Source organism: Microbacterium sp. 10L49 (assembly GCF_056395125.1).
This window is the reverse complement of the sequence record NZ_JBFTIW010000001.1, coordinates 26,648-43,731: the sequence shown is the minus strand read 5'-3', so window position 1 is coordinate 43,731 and position 17,084 is coordinate 26,648. Positions and strand designations below refer to the sequence as shown.

Here is a 17,084-nt window from a genome sequence, read left to right as displayed (position 1 = left end):
CGCGCCACCCTATCGAGTCCTGCGCCAGTGAGGCTCGCCCGCACCGCCGCGCGGCCAATAAAGCCGCGGCAGGCCGAACCGTCCCGGCGGGTCAGCCCGGCGGGTCAGCCCGGCGGGTCAGCCGGCCGCGATCCAGGGGCGGGTGAAGCCCAGCACACGTTCGCCGTCGAGGTCGGCGAGCGAGACGCCGACGAACGCGGTCGCACCCTCCGAGCTCTGCCAGCGGAAGCGGTATTCGTCCGACATCACCGCCGCGGCGATCACGGCACCGGCCGATTCTGCGGTCTGCGCATTCGCGAAGGCCCCCGATGACCGTGCGATGTACGCGGCGAGAAGCGATGCGTACGGTCCGCCTTCGTCGGGCCGGACGACGTTCGCGACAAAAGAGCTGGCGACGGCCGCGGGCTCGATGACACTGACGCGGACGCCGAAGCGCTCGGCGACCACGGCGAGGGACTGCATGAACCCCTCGACCGCGAACTTCGCGCCGCAGTACGCGTCGGCGAACGGCTGCCCGACGGTGCCGCCCACGCTCGTGACGGTGAGGATGCGCCCGCTGCCGCGCTCGCGCATGCCCGGCAGCACCAACTTGGTGAGGTTCACCGGGGCCAGGTAGTTGACGTCGAGCTGGTCCTGCACCTGCTGCATGCTCAGCTGCTCGGCCGTGCCGACGCTGCCCCGGCCCGCGTTGTTCACCAGCACGTGGATCCCGCCGTGTTCGGCCTCGACCTCGGCGACGAGCCTCGCAGCAGCAGCGTGATCCACGACGTCGAGCGCGCGCACCTCGACGTCGACGCCGGCGGCCGCCGCCGCATCCTGCAGCTCCCCGGCGCGGCCCACATCGCGCATCGTCGCCACCACATGCAACCCCCTGCGGGCGAGTTCGATCGCGGCATGCAGCCCCATGCCGGAAGAGGTTCCCGTGATCAGTGCGACGTCGGTCATGCGAGAACACTATGCCCGTCGCGCCCACGCGGAACACCGGATTGACGCCGTCCGTCCGTGGCCGGCGAGGCTCATTCCCGCGGTGGGGACGCCGCACCTCGCGGGTACCCGCCGGGCAGGCGGTCCGGGATCCCTGGACCCCAGTGCGGAGGCGGCGCCTCGCTCGGGCTGAGCGGGGCGTACTGGCGCCAGGCCGAGACGTAGCGGAAGCCGGCGTACCAGACGGCCAGCGCCACCACGCAGAGCCCGATCAGCACGCCGGCCACGACCGCGACAGCCGTGGGTGCGCCGAGCGTCGTGCACACGCCCCCGACGAACATCCCGGTCACGGTCGCGTTCACGAGCACGCTCAGCATCAACGATGAGCCCAGGATCTGCTCGATTCCGCTGCGATGCCGGAAGAACGAGTAGGTCACCCGCATGCCGAGTTCGTCGTCGTGCGTCGATGCGAGGAAGTAGGCGGCGGCGGCCGGATCCACGTCCGCGTAGCCGGCACGGATCCGGTTCATCGCTGTGACGTACATGAAGTCCTCCTCCGAGACCACGAGCACCCGCATCAGCGTCAGCAGCCCGACGGCGGCGAGGAAGCCGAGGATCAAGAGAGCGGCCGCAGGGAACCAGTCCGCGAAGTGCGACGCCTGGCCGAGGAGTCCGATCGTGACCAGCCCCGCGGAGACGAGCGTCAGGTAGATCGTGATCCGGGTGAGCACTTCGCTCTGCGCCGTGCTGCGCGCGGCGAGAAGCCCCCAGTGCTCGGTCGCGAGGATCTGCAGCCGGCGCGCCAGTGCCGCGTCGGCGGCGCCATCGCCGGCATCCGTCGCCATGATCCATGGTCCCACCGCGGCGGGGACGGCGGAAGGGGCGACGACCGCTCCTCACTCGGCTCAGCCCTATCCTGAAGAGACGAGGAGGGGCACATGGTCTCAAGCGGTCACGGCCAGGGCGGTACGCGGCGCGTCACGCTGACCGAGGTGGCCCGCCGCGCCGGCGTGTCGAGATCGGCGGCCTCCTTCGCCCTCAACGGCCGGACGGATCTGCGCATCTCCGAGGAGACGTCGGCGCGCGTCAGGCTCGCGGCCGAAGAGCTCGGCTACAGCCCCAACACCACGGCGAAGACACTCCGCACCGGGAAGTCCGGCACGGTCGCTCTCATCTCAGATTTCATCGGCACGACATCGTTCGCGAATGCGATGGTGCGCGGGGCGCTGCAGACTCTGCGCGCCGCGAACACCCTGCTCTACACCGTCGACACGCAGGGCGACCCGGAGGTCGAGGCCAAACTCCTGCAGAACCTCCTGGACCGGGACGTCGACGGGTTCCTGTACGCATCGATGTTCACCCGGCACGTCGACCTCCCCCCACTCACCCGGAACGCGCCGCTCGTGTTGCTGAACTGCGTATCCTCCGACGTCGCCGCGGTGATCCCGGACGAGCGCGCTGCGGGTGAGACGGCGGCATCCGTACTTCTCGACGCCGGACATCGCGACGCGATCTGGTTCGTCGGATCCTTCCCCCCGGGATTCACCGGAGCCGCGGTGTGGAACGGCTGGAGCCCGCTCGCGCTCACCGAGCGGCTGGACGGAATAGAGACGAGGCTGCGCAAGGCCGGGACCGCCCTCGCCGGCACGATGCCGATCGAGACCGATTGGGACGTCGAGAACGGACGTGCGGCCGTGGCGCGCGGCCTCGGCGCCGGCAGAGTCCCGACCGCGCTGATCTGCGCCAATGACGCCCTCGCCGTCGGCGCCTATCATGCGCTCTCGGATGCAGGGCTGCGGGTTCCGCACGACGTCTCGGTCATCGGCTTCGATGGCAGCCCATTGACCCAGGCAGTGCTCCCCCGGTTGACATCTGTGGCGCTGCCGTATGAGGAGCTCGGCAGGATCGCGGCTGAGATGCTGCTGCAGGACGCCCGGCTCGCTCTTCCTGTCCGCGTGCCGATGCCCCTTGTCCGGGGGGCATCCATCTCGGCTCCTGCTCCGCTCGGCTGACCTCCTCACGCCCCGCGCTTGATCAAGAATTGACAGGTGCTATACCCGTATAGCACTATGACGTGACGCGGATCTGCGAGGAGCGAGACCGCCGCCCGGCTACGAAGGAGTAATCGCATGTTCACATCAAGATCCGACAGAGGCTCCCTGAGCGCATGGTGGGTCGGATTCGTCTGCGGCATGGCCACATTCGTCGACACCGGCGTGACGACGGGGATCCCGATCGCTCTGGTCCTCTTCCAGGCGCCCGCTGCCGGACAGCCGGGACTCACGCCGAACGACGTGGGCCTGCTCACCGGCATCCTGACGGCAGGCGTCGCGATCGGCTCCCTCCTCGGCGGCCGGCTCGGCGACCGCTGGGGGCGGCGCACGGTCTTCCTGCTGACGATGGCCGTCATCGTGCTCGGCGCCGCCGCACCGTTGCTCGGCCTCGGTCTGCCGATGCTCGTGATCGGCATCGCCCTGATCGGGATCGGCGTGGGCGCCGACCTGCCCGTCGCCCTCGCGACGATCGCGGAAGCGGCTCAGGATCGCAATCGCGGCAAGATCCTGGTCTTCTCCAACCTGCTCGGCGGATTCGGGATCCTTCTGGCGGTGCTCCTCGCGATCAATTTCGGCGCAGCCGGGCCTCGCGGCGGACTGATCGTCTTCGGCGTCTTCGCGGCGATCGCTCTCGTCGTGCTGGGGCTGCGGCTCACCATCCCCGAGTCGACGGCATGGCTCGTCGCACGGGACGAGCGCCGCGCGGGCATCCACACGGTGCGCGCCGAGCGCGGACGTCTCCGTGACTTCGGGCGCGCCGCCTACCGCCGCCCGTTCCTGACGCTGGTCGGCTACTACACGCTCGCCGCGATGGCGACGAGCGTGGCCGGCAGCTTCGGCACCTTCGTCGCCGTCAACGTCTCCCACTCCTCGATCGCCGAGTACAACTCCTGGACGATCCTCGCCATGCCCGCCGCCGTCGTCGGCGCGCTGTGGTTCATGGCCGTGGTGGACACCAGGCTGCGGATGTCGTACTACGTGATCGGGGCGATCGGCGTGGTCGCCGCGAACCTGCTTCCGGTCATCCTGAACTTCACCCTCCCGTCGATCATCATCGCCACCGTCGCGACCGTGTTCTTCGGAGCGTTCTGCTTCGAGACGATCATGAAGGTCTGGACGCAGGAGTCGTTCCCGACGATGCTCCGCGCCACCGCGCAGGGCACGATCTACGCGGTCTCCCGGTTCGCCACCGCCGCACTCAATGTCGTGACGCCGACGCTCGTCCTGCTCAACCCGAGCATGCTGTACATCGGGGTGTCGGTGCTCGCAGGAGCCGGGTTCCTCATCGGGTGGCTCGGATTCCGAAGGAACACGCGCAACGAGTTCGACCTCGAGTCCGAGCTCGTCACGTCGGCGGTCAGGACAGAGGCGACGACAGCATGACCCGCCGGCACCAGCAGCCCGTCCAGAAGGAGTCCGCATGACGACGATCGCCCCGTTCCAGACCCAGGTCGACGGAATCACCCTCCGCGGAGCGCAGTATCTGCCGGCGGGTCCTGGCCCGTTCCCCACCGCGATCCTCTTTCACGGCTTCGGGGCATCGCACATGGAGTTCTCGTCGGCGTTCGTCGCGCTCGCGAGGCGCCTCGCAGCCGTCGGAGTCGCTTCCATCGCCTATGACCGCGCAGGCCACGGCGAGAGCGACGGCGAGTTCTACGACACCTCCGTGTCGCTGGACGTCCGCCACGCGCACCAGGCCCTGGCAACGATCGCCGGCCTCGACACGGTCGATTCCGACAACCTCCATCTCGTCGGAATGAGCCTCGGCGCGGTGATCGCCTCGGTCCTGGCCGCAGAGACCGAACTGCCGTTGCGTTCCCTGACGATGTGGTCCACGGCGGCAGTGTTCGCGGACGAGATCCGCGGCGGCACACTGCAGGGCCGGTCGCTCGACGCGCTCGACACCGACGGGTACTTCGACTTCCTCGGCATGCGACTGGGCCCGGCGATGCGCGACGATGCGGTGTCCTTCGATGTCTACGGTCGCGCCTCCGGTTACACCGGGCCCGTGCGCCTGCTCCACGGCGCGGAGGACTTCGTCCCCGTCGCCTACGCCGAGCGCTACCTCGAGATCTACGGCGACCAGGCAGACCTCATCGTCGTGGACGGAGCGGACCACGGCTGGGCACAGGTGCCCCAGCGGGAGATCGTGCTCTCGCGGACGACCGAGTTCATCGAGGCGAACACCCACCGGACGGAGACGAGATGACCAGCTCAGGCCATGGAACGACCGTCTCGCTTCCGAGCGGGACCGTGCGCGTGGAGGGCCACCTCGATCTCATCGAAACCGCGGACGGCGTCCGCCCGGTGCGGATACCTGTGAGCCAGTGGAGCCATTTCCCTCCGGCCGGAGAGATCCTGCGCGCCATGGCGTCGAACGCGAGCGGAGTGCGGCTGCGGGTCCATACGGAAGCCACACGGTTGACGCTCCGCGTCCGCTGCACGCGGATCCGGATCGGCGAGGCCGAACGTCCGGGCGACGTCTTCGTCGCACAGGTCGAGGGGACGACGGTGGCGGTCGCTCAGGCGCCCGATACGCAGACGATGCACATCTCGCCTGCTGCCGACGAAGCCACCGTGATCGCACACAGCGAGACCTCGACCGTCGAGCTCGCGCCCCTTCCCGCCGGGCCGAAGGTCGTGACGGTGTTCCTCCCCCAAGGCATGACCGTCGACCTCGTCGACATCGTCGGGGATTCCCCCGTGCTGCCCGCTCCCCCGAGTGATCGCCCGGTCTGGCTGCATCACGGAAGTTCGATCAGTCATTGCGCGGAGGCCGATCTGCCCACAAGCGTCTGGCCGGTCTTCGCTGCGGAGCTCACCGACCTCGACGTCATCAACCTCGGCTTCGGCGGCCAGTGCATGCTCGACCCGTTCGTCGCGGACGCGATCGCCGCCGCGCCCGCAGACGTCATCTCGCTGAAGGTGGGCGTCAATATCGTGGGCGCACGATCGATGGATCAGCGCACCTTCGCCCCTGCGCTGCACGGCTTCATCGATCGGATCCGGGCCGGTCATCCGAACACCCCGATCGTGCTGTGCTCATCGACCCTGTGGCCTGGCAGCGACGAGATCCCGGGACCCAGCGACGTGGAGTTCTTCGATGACGGAGGCATCCGCTGCTTCACCGCGGGCGACCCCGCCGACATCGGCAGGGGCGCGCTGACTCTTGCGGAGTCCCGCCGGCACATCGAGCATGTCGTCGAGGTCCGTCGCCAAGCGGGTGAGAACATCTCCTACCTGGACGGGCTCACCCTCTACGGCCCCGCAGATGCAGACCGTCACCCTCTTCCCGACTCCCTGCATCCCGACACCGCCCTCTATGAGGAGATCGCCCGACGCTTCGCCCACCGCGTGTTCGGCCAGGAAGGCCTCCACCCGAGAGCGACGCTCGACCGGAAGGCGTGACGACGCAGGCCTGGCGTCATGGGAGGGCGCGGCTCCGGCTGCGCCCTCCCATGGTGTGGTGACACGGGGCGCCGGAGGGTCGACGGCCAACTGGCGAACATGTCGATCGCCTCGGTCGCCGATCGTCATCATCGGAGACGGGACACCGCCTCCTATTGATCACACGAGGAGCGTAACGCCATGGCCAGGATCTATGTCGCAGACCACATCACCCTCGACGGCGTCATGCAAGCGCCGGGCAGGGTGGACGAAGACACCCGAGGAGGCTTCACCCAAGGCGGCTGGGCCGTCGCGCGATCAGACCAGGATGTCGCCGCCGCGCTCCAGGATCGCGTAGAGCGAGCGGGCGGCATGCGACTGCTCCTCGGCCGTCGCAGTTACGACGACATGCTCGCACACTGGAACGCCGCGGGAGGGCCATTCAGGGACGGTCTCAACGAAGCGCAGAAGTACGTCGCCACCCGATCGGCCTCGACAGCTCTCCGTTGGCCTCATTCGACATTGCTGACGGGCGACGTCCCTGCAGAGGTCGCCAGGCTCAAGAACGCGGACGGTGCGGACCTCTGCATCATGGGCAGCGGCGAACTCATCCAGACGCTCATGGCACACCGACTCATCGACGAGTTGCTACTGTTCGTGCATCCGATCGTGCTCGGATCCGGTCGGCGACTCTTCCCGGACGGCGGATTCGGGACCGAACTCGAGTTGCTGAGCGGATCCACCACCCCTCGTGGCGTCATGATCGTGAATTACGCCGCCGTCTGATCTCGTCGCCGCGTGGCCCCTCTTCGCACGCCCGACGTAAACGCAAGAACCCCGATCCTGGCGGATCGGGGTTCTGCGTTCGGTCGGGCTGACAGGATTTGAACCTGCGACCCCTTGACCCCCAGTCAAGTGCGCTACCAAGCTGCGCCACAGCCCGTGGACGACCGCACCGGAGCGCGGGCAACTCCCCTATCGTAGCCGACTCCTGAGGGCTCCGCGAAACCGACGCGGTCCGGGCGCGGCGCGGATGTCGACGGCTCCGCGTAGGGTCGGGATCATGACCACGATCACGACGAAGGCAGCGACGCCCACGGAGTGGGACGACGTGCAGCGGACGCTCACGGGAGGCGGGGACGGCGCGTCCTGCCAGTGCGTGTGGCCCGTGCTGCGCAACAAGGACTGGAACGCCACCACCAAGGAGCAGCGGGTCGAGATCCTGCGGGACGAGATCACGACAGGTCCTCCGCCGGGGATCGTGGCCTATGTCGACGGCGAGGCCGCGGGCTGGATCCGCATCGGCCCGCGGCCGGCGCAGGCTCGCCTCGGCTACACGCGCACCATCGCCTCTGCCACGCAGGAGCCGCTCGACGATGGCAGCGTCTGGGCGGTCAGCTGCTTCTCGGTGCGACGCGAGCAGCGCGGCAAGGGGCTCAATGCCGCGCTCCTGGCGGCGGCCGTCGACTACGCCCGCGAGTCGGGCGCGCGCATCATCGAGGGGTATCCGGTCGACACCGCCGCCGTGAAGGTGTCATCGAACGACCTGTTCCACGGGGCGCTGTCGACGTTCCTGACCGCGGGGTTCGCCGTCGTCGGCGAGCTGCGCTCCGGGCGACCGTTAGTGAGCCTGAATCTCGCCGCATAGCGATGCCGGCGGATCCGGTCACGGTGGGTCACGCACCACCGCACTCCTACGATGGAGGGATGCAGAGCCGCACCCGCCTTCGCGCCCTGTGGCCGTTCGCGCCGTACATCGTGGCCTCCGCGATCCACGTGATCGCGAACGCGACGCACAGTCCGCTCATCACGCCGACCAAGGCACTCCTCATGCCGCTGCTCGCGCTGCCCGTGCTGCTGGCCTGGAAGTCGCTAGCGCCACGGGGCGCCGCATTCCTGCTGACCGTGGCGCTGTTCTTCTCCTGGCTCGGCGATGAGGCCGGGCTGTTCTTCCCGTTCGCGCCCGAACTGCCGCTCATGCTGGGTTTCTTCGGCGTTGCGCACCTCGCCTACATCCTGCTGTTCCTGCGCCACCTGCGCGTGCGCCGGCTTCCGATGTGGACCGTCGTCTACGTGCTGTGGTGGCTGTTCATGATCGCGATCCTCGGGCCGCACACCGGAGCGCTGCTCGCAGCCGTCGGCGCGTACGGCATCGTCCTGGCAGGCACGGCGGCGACGTCGGCGCGTTGCCGGGCGATGATCGCCTGGGGCGGCGCCTTCTTCCTCTCCAGTGACACGATCCTCGCGTTCCGCCTGTTCCTGCCCGACGCGATGCCCGACTGGACGAGCCCCGCGGTCATGATCACGTACACGATCGGACAGGGCCTGATCGTGGCCGGAGCGCTGCTGACGCTGCGCCGAGAGGATCCGGCAACCGCGCCATCTCGTGCCGTTCCGGCCGACCGCGCCCAGGGGTCGCCCGCATGAACGTCGAGCCATGGGCGAGCGGCCCTGTTCGCATCGACAGCTGGCTCTGGGCGGTGCGCGTGTTCAAGACGCGCTCCGCGGCGACGACCGCCTGCCGCGCCGGCCACGTGCGCCTCAACGGCGACAAGGTCAAGGCCGCGCAGACCGTGAAGATCGGCGACGAGCTGCGGATCCGGATCAGCGGGTTCGATCGGATCCTGATCGTCCGCCAGACGCTCGTCAAACGCGTCGGCGCACCGCTCGCCGCCGTCGCGGCCGAGGACCGCACCCCGCCGCGTGATCCGGTCGCCGCCGCCGGCCTGCGAGACCGCGGCGCGGGTCGGCCCACCAAGCGCGAGCGCCGCGACATCGACCGCCTGCGCGGTCGCGATCACGACGGAGATCGCTCCGATCGGTGAGCGATAATTCTCTCTTGATCAGGGAGAAAGTGTCTCCACACCCCTTCCTGTCTTCGAATTTCTGTTCTATACTGGGGACATGACCGAAGCCCCGCCTCCACCCGCCGCAGATCGCGGCGCACTGCTGGATGCGTGGGTGGCGAAGCGGGCTGAGATCGCACGACTCGAGGGCGAGGCGTCCGAGCTTCTCGCATCCCGGGCCGAGCTCTTCGACGCAGACGTTCGTGCCGATCCCCAGCACCGCGACATGATCCGCCGGTCGATGATCGCGGAGTACTCCGCTGCCGGGCGCATCTCCAAGACTGCTGCGGAACTCGGTTTCAACGACGCGGAGGCCCTGGACGAGTTCTTCCTGCGCTGCGTCACGCCCTGCGTCAGGGATCGATCACGGCGCAGCACGTCCGCGTGGTCGTCGCCGCGGCCGCTCCCGTTCGCGAGGCGGTGCTCAACGGCCGCCTCGATGCCGCGGTGCTCGCGGTGTACGAGACCGCCGCCCTCACGATCGCCGAGCACGAGACGCCCGCGCGCACACGGCCGCACGCCCGGCAGATCGCGGCGAGCCTCGCGGGAGAGAGCATCAGGGAGCGCCACGCCAGAGCAGCATCCGAACGCCAGGTCACGGTCCGACCCCTCGATGACGGTCTGGCTCTGCTGACGGCGGTACTGCCTGAGGTCTATGCCGTCGCGATCATGGATCGCCTCCGCAGCCTCGCGACGGCCGTCGCCGCCACGGGGCGGACACGACGCGAGAACGATCTCGACCTGATCTTCTCCGACCCGATCTCGGAGCGCTTCGCGGGCGCGGATCCTGAGGAGTTCCCCTTCCCCGAAGACCTCCTGCCCGACGACCCGCGGCTGGAGACGTACGATCGCATCTCGGCAGCAGGAACCTACGCCCTCGATCCGGATCATGACCTGCATGATCCCCGGACCGACACCTGCGAAGCCGCCACGGCCGGCCCCGGCTCCCGGCCCGAGTTCGTCGCCGCCGACGGCCGGACCCGCCGCGAGATCGAAGCCGACACCTTCATCGATCTGCTGCTCGCCTCGACACCCTCCGCGGCACTCGGCACGGGTCTGGAGCGGATCACCGCGACCGTGCAGGTCACGATCGCGGGAACCACTCTCGCCGGGGAGGACGACCGGCTGGCGGAGCTCGATGGGCATGGTCCGCTGCATCCAGACATCGCGCGGGATCTCGCCCGTCAGGCCGGTGGGTGGAACCGGCTGTTCCTCGATGCCACCGGAATGGTCACGAAGGTCGATCGCTACACGCCGTCGACCGCGATGAAGCGGTTCCTCCGGGCGAGGGATCAGCGGTGCCGCTTCCGCGGGTGCCAGACTCCCGCCCACCGCTGCGAGATCGATCACAACGACGACTTCGCCCGGGGCGGGCCGACGGAGATCACCAACCTGAGCGACTTCTGCCCAGGGCATCACGCGCTCAAGCATCCCGATATCGATGACGGCCACCGCTGGACCGCTCGGCAGCTCCCCGATGGAACGCTGCGTTGGACGAGCCCGATCGGCCGCACCTACGACGATCACGCGCCACGACGCGTCATGTTCGTCTGAACGCACGCAGGAGAAGTGTGCCCGGTCGGCGGGCTGTCGGCGCTAGTCGACCGCCGGCTGCGCCACCTCATCGAGCTGCTCACGCAACCAGCGCACAGGCCGCACCTCGACCGGATCGCTGACGACGGCCAGCGCCTCGATCCGCTCGGTCAGGCCGCGATCGCTCGTGACGACGAACACGCGATCTCCCGCGGCCACTCGCTCTGCCGCAGCCGCGACGACGGCGTCATCGCCGGCTCCCGGCGCTCGCACGATCGACACCGCGCAGGCCACATCCTCGCTGTCCTCCGGATCCGCGACGTCGCGCGCGGCGCCCTCGACCACGAGTACGACGCGGGGATGCCAGCGCGTGGAGTCCAGCGCGACGCGCTCGGCCTCCACTCCCCGCCGCGCCCAGACATCGAGGCGGTCACGCAGGCTCGCGGTCGCTGCGGCCCGATCCTTCCACCAGCCGTCAGGCACGGATCCGACGACGTTCGCGGCGTCGACGACCACCACCGGTCGCACGTCCAGCAGGGCGCGCAGCTGCGGCCATGCGGTGACGAAGCCCGGATGCAGCGGACGACGATCCACCTCGTCCACCGGCACCCATTGCAGCGCCAGGCTCTCGGGATCGCTGATCACCGGCTCGAACGGCGCGACCACGTCGGCGACCACGGTCGTATAGCTCCAGATCCCCAGGTCCAGCACGCTCTCGAACCGCGCACGGACGGCGCCGTCCGGAACGCCGGCCTCCTCCTGCGCCTCACGGATCGCGCCCTCGCGGGCCGACTCCCCGTCATGCAGGGCTCCGCCGGGGAGAGCCCAGGTTCCGCCATGGTGCGACCACGCGACCCGGTGCTGCAGCAGCACGCCGCGCTCCCGGTCGTACGCGAGAAGCCCCGCAGCCCCGTACCTGCCCCAGTAGCGCTCCCCCGTCGGGGCCACCACCCAGGCGTCGCCGCTGTTCAGCGGCCCGTGGGGCCGCCGGGGTTCGCCGGGCTCGGGAGGGACGATCGTCACGCCTCCACCTTTCCACACCCCGTCATTCGATCACCCTGTGCGACGGAACGTTGCACTCCTGCACTTGCAAGAATGGTGCTCATGAGCGACGCCTACGAACTGGACGACGATCCCTCCCGCATCCAGACCGACGCCGTGTGGACCTGGCTCTCGACCGAGGCGTACTGGGGTCGCTGGCGCACGCGCGCCGACGTGGAGACTCAGCTCGCGAACGCGTGGCGCGTCGTCGGCGTCTACCGCTCCGACACGGGCGAGCAGGTCGGCTTCGCCCGAGCCGTCTCCGACGGCGTCGGGTTCGCCTACCTCGCCGACGTCTACGTCGACCACGCGCACCGCGGCCACGGCCTCGGCAAGCGCATGATGCAGCTCATGATCGACGACGGCCCGGGCGCGGACATGCGCTGGACGCTCTTCACGAGCGATGCGCACGGCCTCTACCGGCAGTTCGGGTTCACCGAGCCCGACCGCACCGCGATGGTGCGCGCCTCCCGCCAGGGATGATCCGTCCGGTGCCCGCGAGTCCGCGGGCACCGGACGGTCCGTCAGCGCTGCCGGCGCTCGCGCACCCGCATGTTGATCACGATCGGCGTGCCCTCGAAGTCGTACAGCTCGCGCAGGCGCCGCTGGATGAACCGGCGGTACCCCGGGTCGAGGAACCCGGTCGTGAACAGCACGAATGTCGGCGGGCGCGTGGACGCCTGCGTGCCGAACAGGATCCTGGGCTGCTTGCCGCCCCGCAGCGGGTGCGGGTGGGCGGCGACGAGCTCGGTGAGGAAGGCGTTGAACTTGCCCGTCGGGATCCGGCGGTCCCAGTTCTCCAGCGCCTTCTCCAGGGCGGGGACCAGCTTGTCCAGGTGACGGCCGGTCTTCGCCGAGATGTTCACGCGCGGAGCCCAGGCGACGTGCGCCAGGTCCTGCTCGATCTCGCGCTCCAGGTACCGGCGGCGGTCCTGGTTCTCCATGTCGTCGTCGAACAGGCGGTCCCACTTGTTGAACGCGAGCACGAGCGCGCGGCCCGACTCCAGCACCATGTCGATGATGTTCAGATCCTGCACGCTGATCGACTGGCTCACATCGAGCACGACCACGGCCACTTCGGCCTTCTCCAGCGCCGTCGACGTACGCAGCGAGGCGTAGAAGTCCGCACCCTGCTGCAGGTGCACGCGTCGGCGGATGCCCGCCGTATCCACGAACCGCCACAGCTTGCCGCCCAGGTCCACGATCTCATCCACGGGGTCGCGGGTGGTGCCGGCGAGCTCGTTGACGACGACCCGCTCCTCCCCTGCTGCCTTGTTCAGCAGCGAGGACTTGCCCACGTTCGGACGACCCAGGATCGCGACCCGGCGCGGTCCGCCGATCTCGCCCTTGGCGACGGCGGAGACCTCGGGCAGCTTCTCCATGATCGCGTCGAGGAGATCTGCGACGCCGCGACCGTGGATCGCGGAAACGGGGTACGGCTCGCCGAGACCCAGGTTCCACAGAGCCGCGGCCTCGGGCTCCTGCCGGGCGTCGTCGATCTTGTTCGCGACGAGGAAGACGGGCTTGCCGCTCTTGCGCAGCAGCTTCACGACGTGCTCGTCGGTCGAGGTGGCCCCGACCATCGCGTCGACGACGAACATCACCACGTCGCTGAGGTCGATCGCGACCTCGGCTTGGGCAGCGACCGAGCGGTCGATTCCCTTCGCGTCCGGCTCCCAGCCGCCGGTGTCGACCAGCGTGAAGCGCCGGTCCATCCACTCGGCCTTGTACGTGACACGGTCGCGTGTGACACCGGGAGTGTCCTCGACGACGGCCTCGCGACGGCCCAGGATCCGGTTCACGAGAGCGGACTTGCCGACGTTCGGCCGGCCCACGATCGCGACGACGGGCAGCGCGGGCAGGTACTGGATCCCGTCCTCGCCCTCGATGAGGCCGGCGAGAAGCTCGGCATCCTCATCGTCCAGGTCGTAGTCGTCGAGGCCCGCCCGCAGGGTCGCGGCGCGCGACTCGACGAGCTCCTCGTCCATCGCGTCCAGCTTCTCCGCGAGGCGGTCTTCGCCGCCCTCGTATTCTTCTTCGTCAGCCATTGTCGGCTCCTCGCTGCGCTCCGGGCGCACGTCGCTCGATCACCGCGATCACGGCGTCGATGGTCTCCTCGAAGTCGAGGTCGGTCGAATCCACGACCTCGACCCCTTCCGCGGCGGTGAGGAAGTCCACCACCGCGCTGTCCTTGGCGTCGCGGTGATGCAGCGCGGCGGCGACCGCACCCGCATCCTCCGCGTCGAGTTCCGCCGCCCGACGCGCCGCGCGCACCTCGGGCGCCGCCGTGAGCAGGATCCGCACGGGGGCGTCGGGGGCGACCACGGTCGTGATGTCACGCCCCTCCACCACCACTGCGGGGTATTCGGCCTCTCGGGCGATCCGGCGGAACGCGTCGTTGACCTGCACGCGCACGGCGGGCACGCGGGCCACGCCGCTCACGGCGCCCGAGACGCGCGGTTCGCGGATCGCCTCCGTCACGTCCGTCGCTCCCACATGCACGAGGCGATCGTCCGGGTCGAGCCCCTGAGTGAACGGGAAGTCGGCGGCGGCGGCGAGCACTGCGGCCTCGTCGGCGGTGTCGTCGCCGCGGTCCAGCACGTGCCAGGCCAGCGCGCGGTACGCAGCGCCGGTGTCCAGGAAGCCGTAGCCGAGGCGTCGCGCCACGGCCTTGGACACGCTGGACTTGCCGGATCCGGCGGGGCCGTCGATCGCGACGATGAACGGCGCCTGCGCCGAGGGCCCTGAGCTCGTCGAAGGGTCAGTCATCGGGCATGCTCGCAATCCGCCATCCCCTGGCCTCGAGTCCTTCGACCGCGCCACGGAGTGCGGCGGGGGTGACGCTGATCTCGGCCAGGCCGAACTGCGCGCCCGGCGAGTGCTCCAGGCGCAGGTCCTCGACGTTCACCTCGAGCTCGCCGAGTTCGCCGAACAGGCGGCCGAGCTGACCCGCGGTGTCGTCGATCATCACCACGAACGACTCGAAGCGGCGGTTCTGGCCGTGCTTGCCGGGCAGGCGTTCGACGCCCTCGTTGCCGTGCCGGATAGCCTCAGCGACCGTGCGCCGGGATCCGGTGCGGTCCGGCTCGCGCAGCGCGTCGGCGACCTCGGCGAGGTCTGCCGCGAGGGCATCGAGCACCGAGACGACGGGCGCCGCGTTGGCACCGAGAATCTGCACCCACAGCTCGGGCGCGGACGCGGCGATCCGAGTGGTGTCACGCACGCCCTGACCGGCAAGACGGAGCGAGCCGTCCTCGGCGTCGGCGAGACGGGCGGCGAGCAGGCTCGCCACCACCTGGGGTACGTGCGAGGTCAGCGCGACCGCGCGATCGTGCTCCTCGGGCGTCATCTCCAGCGGCATCGCCTCGAGATCGAGCGCCAGGCCCTCGACGAGCGCGAGATCCGCGGCGCGGGTCTCCTCGTCACGGCACACCACCCACGGGCGTCCGATGAAGATGTCGGCCCGCGCCGAGATCGCTCCGCCGCGCTCGCGACCGGCGAGCGGATGGGATCCGATGTAGCGCGTCAGGTCGACGCCGCGCTCGCGGAGCACGCGCAGCGGTTCGAGCTTGACGCTCGCGACATCGGTGACCACGGCCCCCGGGAACCGGGCGAGCTCCGCCTCGATGACGTCGGCCGTCACGTCCGGTGGCACGGCGACGACGACCAGCGACGGTGCGTCATCGGTCCGGGCGGCGCGGCCCGCGCCGTAGTCGATCGCGAGGCGCAGCTGCGCGGGAGAGGTGTCGGCGAGGGCGACGTCGACGCCCTTCGCCGTCAGGGCATGCCCGATGCTGGCGCCGAGAAGGCCCGCGCCGACGATCCGGATGGTTCCGGACAGCCGCGCGGCACGCTCGATCGGCGTCCTGCTCGTGTCGCTCACTCGTTCTCCTGCGCGTCTCCCCGGTCGGTCACCGGCGCATTCGACGCGCCTTCTGCGGGGGAATCCTGGCGCGACAGGGTCAGAAGCGCGCCGAGTTCGATTTTAGTCAGTTCGCGGGACTTCCCCGCAGGGAGCGTTCCCAGGTGCAGCGGGCCGAACTGGCGCCGCACCAGCTCGGTGACCGGGTGTCCGACCGCGGCGAGCATGCGGCGCACGATCCGGTTGCGTCCGGAGTGCAGCGTGAGCTCGACGAGGCTGGATCCCGCGGACGAATCCAGCAGGCGGGCTTTGTCGGCGGCGATCGGTCCGTCCTCGAGGTCGACACCCCGTGTGAGCTTCGCAATAGTCTGCGCGGTGACGGTGCCCTCGACCTTCGCGATATAGACCTTTGTCACGCCGAACGAGGGGTGCGCAAGTACGTGGGCGAGATCTCCGTCATTCGTGAGGATGAGCAGCCCGCTGGTCTCGGCATCCAGGCGACCGACGTTGTACAGACGCTCCTCGTAGTCCTTGGTGAAGCGCCGCAGATCCGGCCGGCCGTTCTCGTCCTTCATCGTGCTGACCACGCCGGTGGGCTTGTTCAGCATGACGTAGCGCTTGCCGGTGTCCAACTGCACGGCTGTGCCGTCGACGTCGACGAGATCGTTCTCCGGGTCGATCCGTCGGCCGAGCTCTGTGACGACGGATCCGTTCACCCTGATCCGTCCCTCGACGATGTACTGCTCGATCACGCGACGCGACGCGACGCCGGCGTTCGCGAGCACTTTCTGCAGCCGCACGCCCTCAGGGGCGGCGAACGGGTCAGCGGGGGCGGGGGTCATCGGGCGATCCTCTCGTCGAAGCCTTCGGAGCCGTCGTCCAGCAGCGGGGAGATCGGCGGCAGCTCGTCGAGCGAGTTGATGCCGAGATTCTGCAGCAGGGCGTCGGTCGTGCCGTAGTTGATCGCGCCCGTCTCGGAGTCCTGGAACAGCTCGGTGATGAGCCCTCGCCCCAGCAGCGTGCGCACCACCGAATCGACGTTGACCGCCCGGATCGAGGCCACCTGGCTGCGGGTCACCGGCTGCTTGTAGGCGATCACGGCGAGCGTCTCCAGCGCTGCCTGGGACAGCCTTGCCGGCGCCTGGCCGCCCACGAAGTCGGCGACCAGGTCGTCGTAGTCCTCGCGCACGTAGAGCCGCCAGCCCCCGCCGACCTCGCGCAGCTCGAAGCCGCGCCGCGGGCCGTGCCCTCGGCCGTCGTACTCGTCGACGAGGGACTCGATCGCCTGGCGCACCGCCGGCACGGGCGCGCTGACGGCCGCGGCGAGCGAGACGAGACTGTGCGGCTCGTCGATGACGAGCAGGATCGCCTCGAGCTTCTCCGTGAGCGGCTGCTCCACGGTCACGGCGTCATCGGTCACCGTTTCATCGGTCATGG

18 protein-coding genes and 1 tRNA gene are annotated in these 17,084 nt (G+C 69.5%); 10 read left to right on the top strand and 9 right to left on the bottom strand.

Going from position 1 to position 17,084, the window contains the following annotated elements; translation table 11 throughout:
• Nucleotides 1-117 precede the first annotated feature (117 nt).
• Both AC1DCT_RS00225 and AC1DCT_RS00220 read right to left on the bottom strand, forming a co-directional pair.
• Entirely contained in the window at nucleotides 118-945 is an 828-nt protein-coding gene (locus AC1DCT_RS00225; RefSeq protein WP_477229296.1) for an SDR family oxidoreductase, read from the bottom strand.
• A 71-nt stretch (nucleotides 946-1,016) separates the two neighbouring features.
• Entirely contained in the window at nucleotides 1,017-1,769 is a 753-nt protein-coding gene (locus AC1DCT_RS00220) for a hypothetical protein (RefSeq protein ID WP_477426890.1), read from the bottom strand.
• A gap of 93 nt (nucleotides 1,770-1,862) precedes the next feature.
• Between AC1DCT_RS00220 and AC1DCT_RS00215 the strand changes: the two genes are divergently transcribed.
• The 5 genes from AC1DCT_RS00215 (at nucleotide 1,863) to AC1DCT_RS00195 (ending at nucleotide 7,151) form a co-directional block, all read left to right on the top strand.
• On the top strand, nucleotides 1,863-2,936 hold the full coding sequence (locus AC1DCT_RS00215) for a LacI family DNA-binding transcriptional regulator (protein ID WP_477229298.1): 1,074 nt from the start codon (nucleotides 1,863-1,865) through the stop codon (nucleotides 2,934-2,936).
• 117 nt (nucleotides 2,937-3,053) lie between these two features.
• Complete coding sequence (locus tag AC1DCT_RS00210) at nucleotides 3,054-4,361, top strand: MFS transporter (RefSeq protein WP_477426888.1); 1,308 nt, start codon at nucleotides 3,054-3,056, stop codon at nucleotides 4,359-4,361.
• A 37-nt stretch (nucleotides 4,362-4,398) separates the two neighbouring features.
• The gene (locus AC1DCT_RS00205; RefSeq protein WP_441976979.1) at nucleotides 4,399-5,187 is read left to right on the top strand and encodes an alpha/beta hydrolase; all 789 of its coding nucleotides are present in this window, start codon (nucleotides 4,399-4,401) and stop codon (nucleotides 5,185-5,187) included.
• Nucleotides 5,184-6,386, top strand: a complete 1,203-nt coding sequence (locus AC1DCT_RS00200) for an SGNH/GDSL hydrolase family protein (RefSeq protein ID WP_477229299.1) — start codon at nucleotides 5,184-5,186, stop codon at nucleotides 6,384-6,386. The genes AC1DCT_RS00205 and AC1DCT_RS00200 overlap by 4 nt, the downstream gene beginning before the upstream one ends.
• A gap of 180 nt (nucleotides 6,387-6,566) precedes the next feature.
• On the top strand, nucleotides 6,567-7,151 hold the full coding sequence (locus AC1DCT_RS00195; RefSeq protein WP_477426886.1) for a dihydrofolate reductase family protein: 585 nt from the start codon (nucleotides 6,567-6,569) through the stop codon (nucleotides 7,149-7,151).
• A gap of 83 nt (nucleotides 7,152-7,234) precedes the next feature.
• On the opposite strand, the gene AC1DCT_RS00190 is transcribed toward AC1DCT_RS00195, so the two are convergent.
• Nucleotides 7,235-7,308: transfer RNA gene (locus AC1DCT_RS00190), tRNA-Pro, on the bottom strand.
• A gap of 120 nt (nucleotides 7,309-7,428) precedes the next feature.
• Between AC1DCT_RS00190 and AC1DCT_RS00185 the strand changes: the two genes are divergently transcribed.
• The 4 genes from AC1DCT_RS00185 (at nucleotide 7,429) to AC1DCT_RS00170 (ending at nucleotide 10,765) form a co-directional block, all read left to right on the top strand.
• Nucleotides 7,429-8,013, top strand: a complete 585-nt coding sequence (locus AC1DCT_RS00185; RefSeq protein ID WP_477426884.1) for a GNAT family N-acetyltransferase — start codon at nucleotides 7,429-7,431, stop codon at nucleotides 8,011-8,013.
• 59 nt (nucleotides 8,014-8,072) lie between these two features.
• On the top strand, nucleotides 8,073-8,792 hold the full coding sequence (locus AC1DCT_RS00180; RefSeq protein WP_477426882.1) for a lysoplasmalogenase family protein: 720 nt from the start codon (nucleotides 8,073-8,075) through the stop codon (nucleotides 8,790-8,792).
• Nucleotides 8,789-9,190: an RNA-binding S4 domain-containing protein gene (locus tag AC1DCT_RS00175; RefSeq protein ID WP_477426880.1), complete on the top strand. Its 402-nt coding sequence runs from the start codon at nucleotides 8,789-8,791 to the stop codon at nucleotides 9,188-9,190. Before AC1DCT_RS00180 ends, AC1DCT_RS00175 begins: the two co-directional genes overlap by 4 nt.
• Nucleotides 9,191-9,382: 192 nt before the next feature.
• On the top strand, nucleotides 9,383-10,765 hold the full coding sequence (locus AC1DCT_RS00170; protein ID WP_477427734.1) for an HNH endonuclease signature motif containing protein: 1,383 nt from the start codon (nucleotides 9,383-9,385) through the stop codon (nucleotides 10,763-10,765).
• 42 nt (nucleotides 10,766-10,807) lie between these two features.
• Here AC1DCT_RS00170 and AC1DCT_RS00165 read toward each other — a convergent pair whose 3' ends face one another.
• A complete protein-coding gene (locus tag AC1DCT_RS00165; RefSeq protein ID WP_477426878.1) occupies nucleotides 10,808-11,767 on the bottom strand; it encodes an NUDIX domain-containing protein in 960 nt (319 codons plus the stop codon).
• 81 nt (nucleotides 11,768-11,848) lie between these two features.
• On the opposite strand from AC1DCT_RS00165, the gene AC1DCT_RS00160 reads away from it, so the two are divergent.
• On the top strand, nucleotides 11,849-12,268 hold the full coding sequence (locus AC1DCT_RS00160) for a GNAT family N-acetyltransferase (RefSeq protein ID WP_441977055.1): 420 nt from the start codon (nucleotides 11,849-11,851) through the stop codon (nucleotides 12,266-12,268).
• A gap of 41 nt (nucleotides 12,269-12,309) precedes the next feature.
• On the opposite strand, the gene der is transcribed toward AC1DCT_RS00160, so the two are convergent.
• Genes der through scpB form a run of 5 tightly spaced genes read right to left on the bottom strand, consistent with a single transcriptional unit; the run spans nucleotide 12,310 to nucleotide 17,082 of the window.
• A complete protein-coding gene (gene der / locus AC1DCT_RS00155) occupies nucleotides 12,310-13,833 on the bottom strand; it encodes a ribosome biogenesis GTPase Der (protein ID WP_440735207.1) in 1,524 nt (507 codons plus the stop codon).
• Nucleotides 13,826-14,554 carry a (d)CMP kinase gene (gene cmk, locus AC1DCT_RS00150; protein ID WP_441977057.1) on the bottom strand — a complete coding sequence of 243 codons (729 nt, stop codon included), beginning with the start codon at nucleotides 14,552-14,554 and terminating at the stop codon, nucleotides 13,826-13,828. The genes der and cmk overlap by 8 nt, the downstream gene beginning before the upstream one ends.
• On the bottom strand, nucleotides 14,547-15,668 hold the full coding sequence (locus AC1DCT_RS00145) for a prephenate dehydrogenase (RefSeq protein WP_441977058.1): 1,122 nt from the start codon (nucleotides 15,666-15,668) through the stop codon (nucleotides 14,547-14,549). The genes cmk and AC1DCT_RS00145 overlap by 8 nt, the downstream gene beginning before the upstream one ends.
• A complete protein-coding gene (locus tag AC1DCT_RS00140) occupies nucleotides 15,665-16,489 on the bottom strand; it encodes a pseudouridine synthase (protein ID WP_440735210.1) in 825 nt (274 codons plus the stop codon). The genes AC1DCT_RS00145 and AC1DCT_RS00140 overlap by 4 nt, the downstream gene beginning before the upstream one ends.
• Nucleotides 16,486-17,082 carry an SMC-Scp complex subunit ScpB gene (gene scpB, locus AC1DCT_RS00135; RefSeq protein WP_440735237.1) on the bottom strand — a complete coding sequence of 199 codons (597 nt, stop codon included), beginning with the start codon at nucleotides 17,080-17,082 and terminating at the stop codon, nucleotides 16,486-16,488. The genes AC1DCT_RS00140 and scpB overlap by 4 nt, the downstream gene beginning before the upstream one ends.
• Nucleotides 17,083-17,084 lie beyond the last annotated feature (2 nt).

Bases quoted from the DNA above. Each gene is read 5' to 3' on its own strand.
- AC1DCT_RS00215 (WP_477229298.1), top strand. From the start codon at position 1,863: ATGGTCTCAAGCGGTCACGGCCAGGGCGGTACGCGGCGCGTCACGCTG.
- AC1DCT_RS00185 (WP_477426884.1), top strand. From the start codon at position 7,429: ATGACCACGATCACGACGAAGGCAGCGACGCCCACGGAGTGGGACGAC.
- scpB (WP_440735237.1), bottom strand. From the start codon at position 17,082: ATGACCGATGAAACGGTGACCGATGACGCCGTGACCGTGGAGCAGCCG.
- AC1DCT_RS00195 (WP_477426886.1), top strand. From the start codon at position 6,567: ATGGCCAGGATCTATGTCGCAGACCACATCACCCTCGACGGCGTCATG.
- AC1DCT_RS00205 (WP_441976979.1), top strand. From the start codon at position 4,399: ATGACGACGATCGCCCCGTTCCAGACCCAGGTCGACGGAATCACCCTC.
- AC1DCT_RS00175 (WP_477426880.1), top strand. From the start codon at position 8,789: ATGAACGTCGAGCCATGGGCGAGCGGCCCTGTTCGCATCGACAGCTGG.
- AC1DCT_RS00140 (WP_440735210.1), bottom strand. From the start codon at position 16,489: ATGACCCCCGCCCCCGCTGACCCGTTCGCCGCCCCTGAGGGCGTGCGG.
- AC1DCT_RS00225 (WP_477229296.1), bottom strand. From the start codon at position 945: ATGACCGACGTCGCACTGATCACGGGAACCTCTTCCGGCATGGGGCTG.
- AC1DCT_RS00220 (WP_477426890.1), bottom strand. From the start codon at position 1,769: ATGGCGACGGATGCCGGCGATGGCGCCGCCGACGCGGCACTGGCGCGC.
- AC1DCT_RS00210 (WP_477426888.1), top strand. From the start codon at position 3,054: ATGTTCACATCAAGATCCGACAGAGGCTCCCTGAGCGCATGGTGGGTC.
- cmk (WP_441977057.1), bottom strand. From the start codon at position 14,554: ATGACTGACCCTTCGACGAGCTCAGGGCCCTCGGCGCAGGCGCCGTTC.
- der (WP_440735207.1), bottom strand. From the start codon at position 13,833: ATGGCTGACGAAGAAGAATACGAGGGCGGCGAAGACCGCCTCGCGGAG.
- AC1DCT_RS00160 (WP_441977055.1), top strand. From the start codon at position 11,849: ATGAGCGACGCCTACGAACTGGACGACGATCCCTCCCGCATCCAGACC.
- AC1DCT_RS00200 (WP_477229299.1), top strand. From the start codon at position 5,184: ATGACCAGCTCAGGCCATGGAACGACCGTCTCGCTTCCGAGCGGGACC.
- AC1DCT_RS00180 (WP_477426882.1), top strand. From the start codon at position 8,073: ATGCAGAGCCGCACCCGCCTTCGCGCCCTGTGGCCGTTCGCGCCGTAC.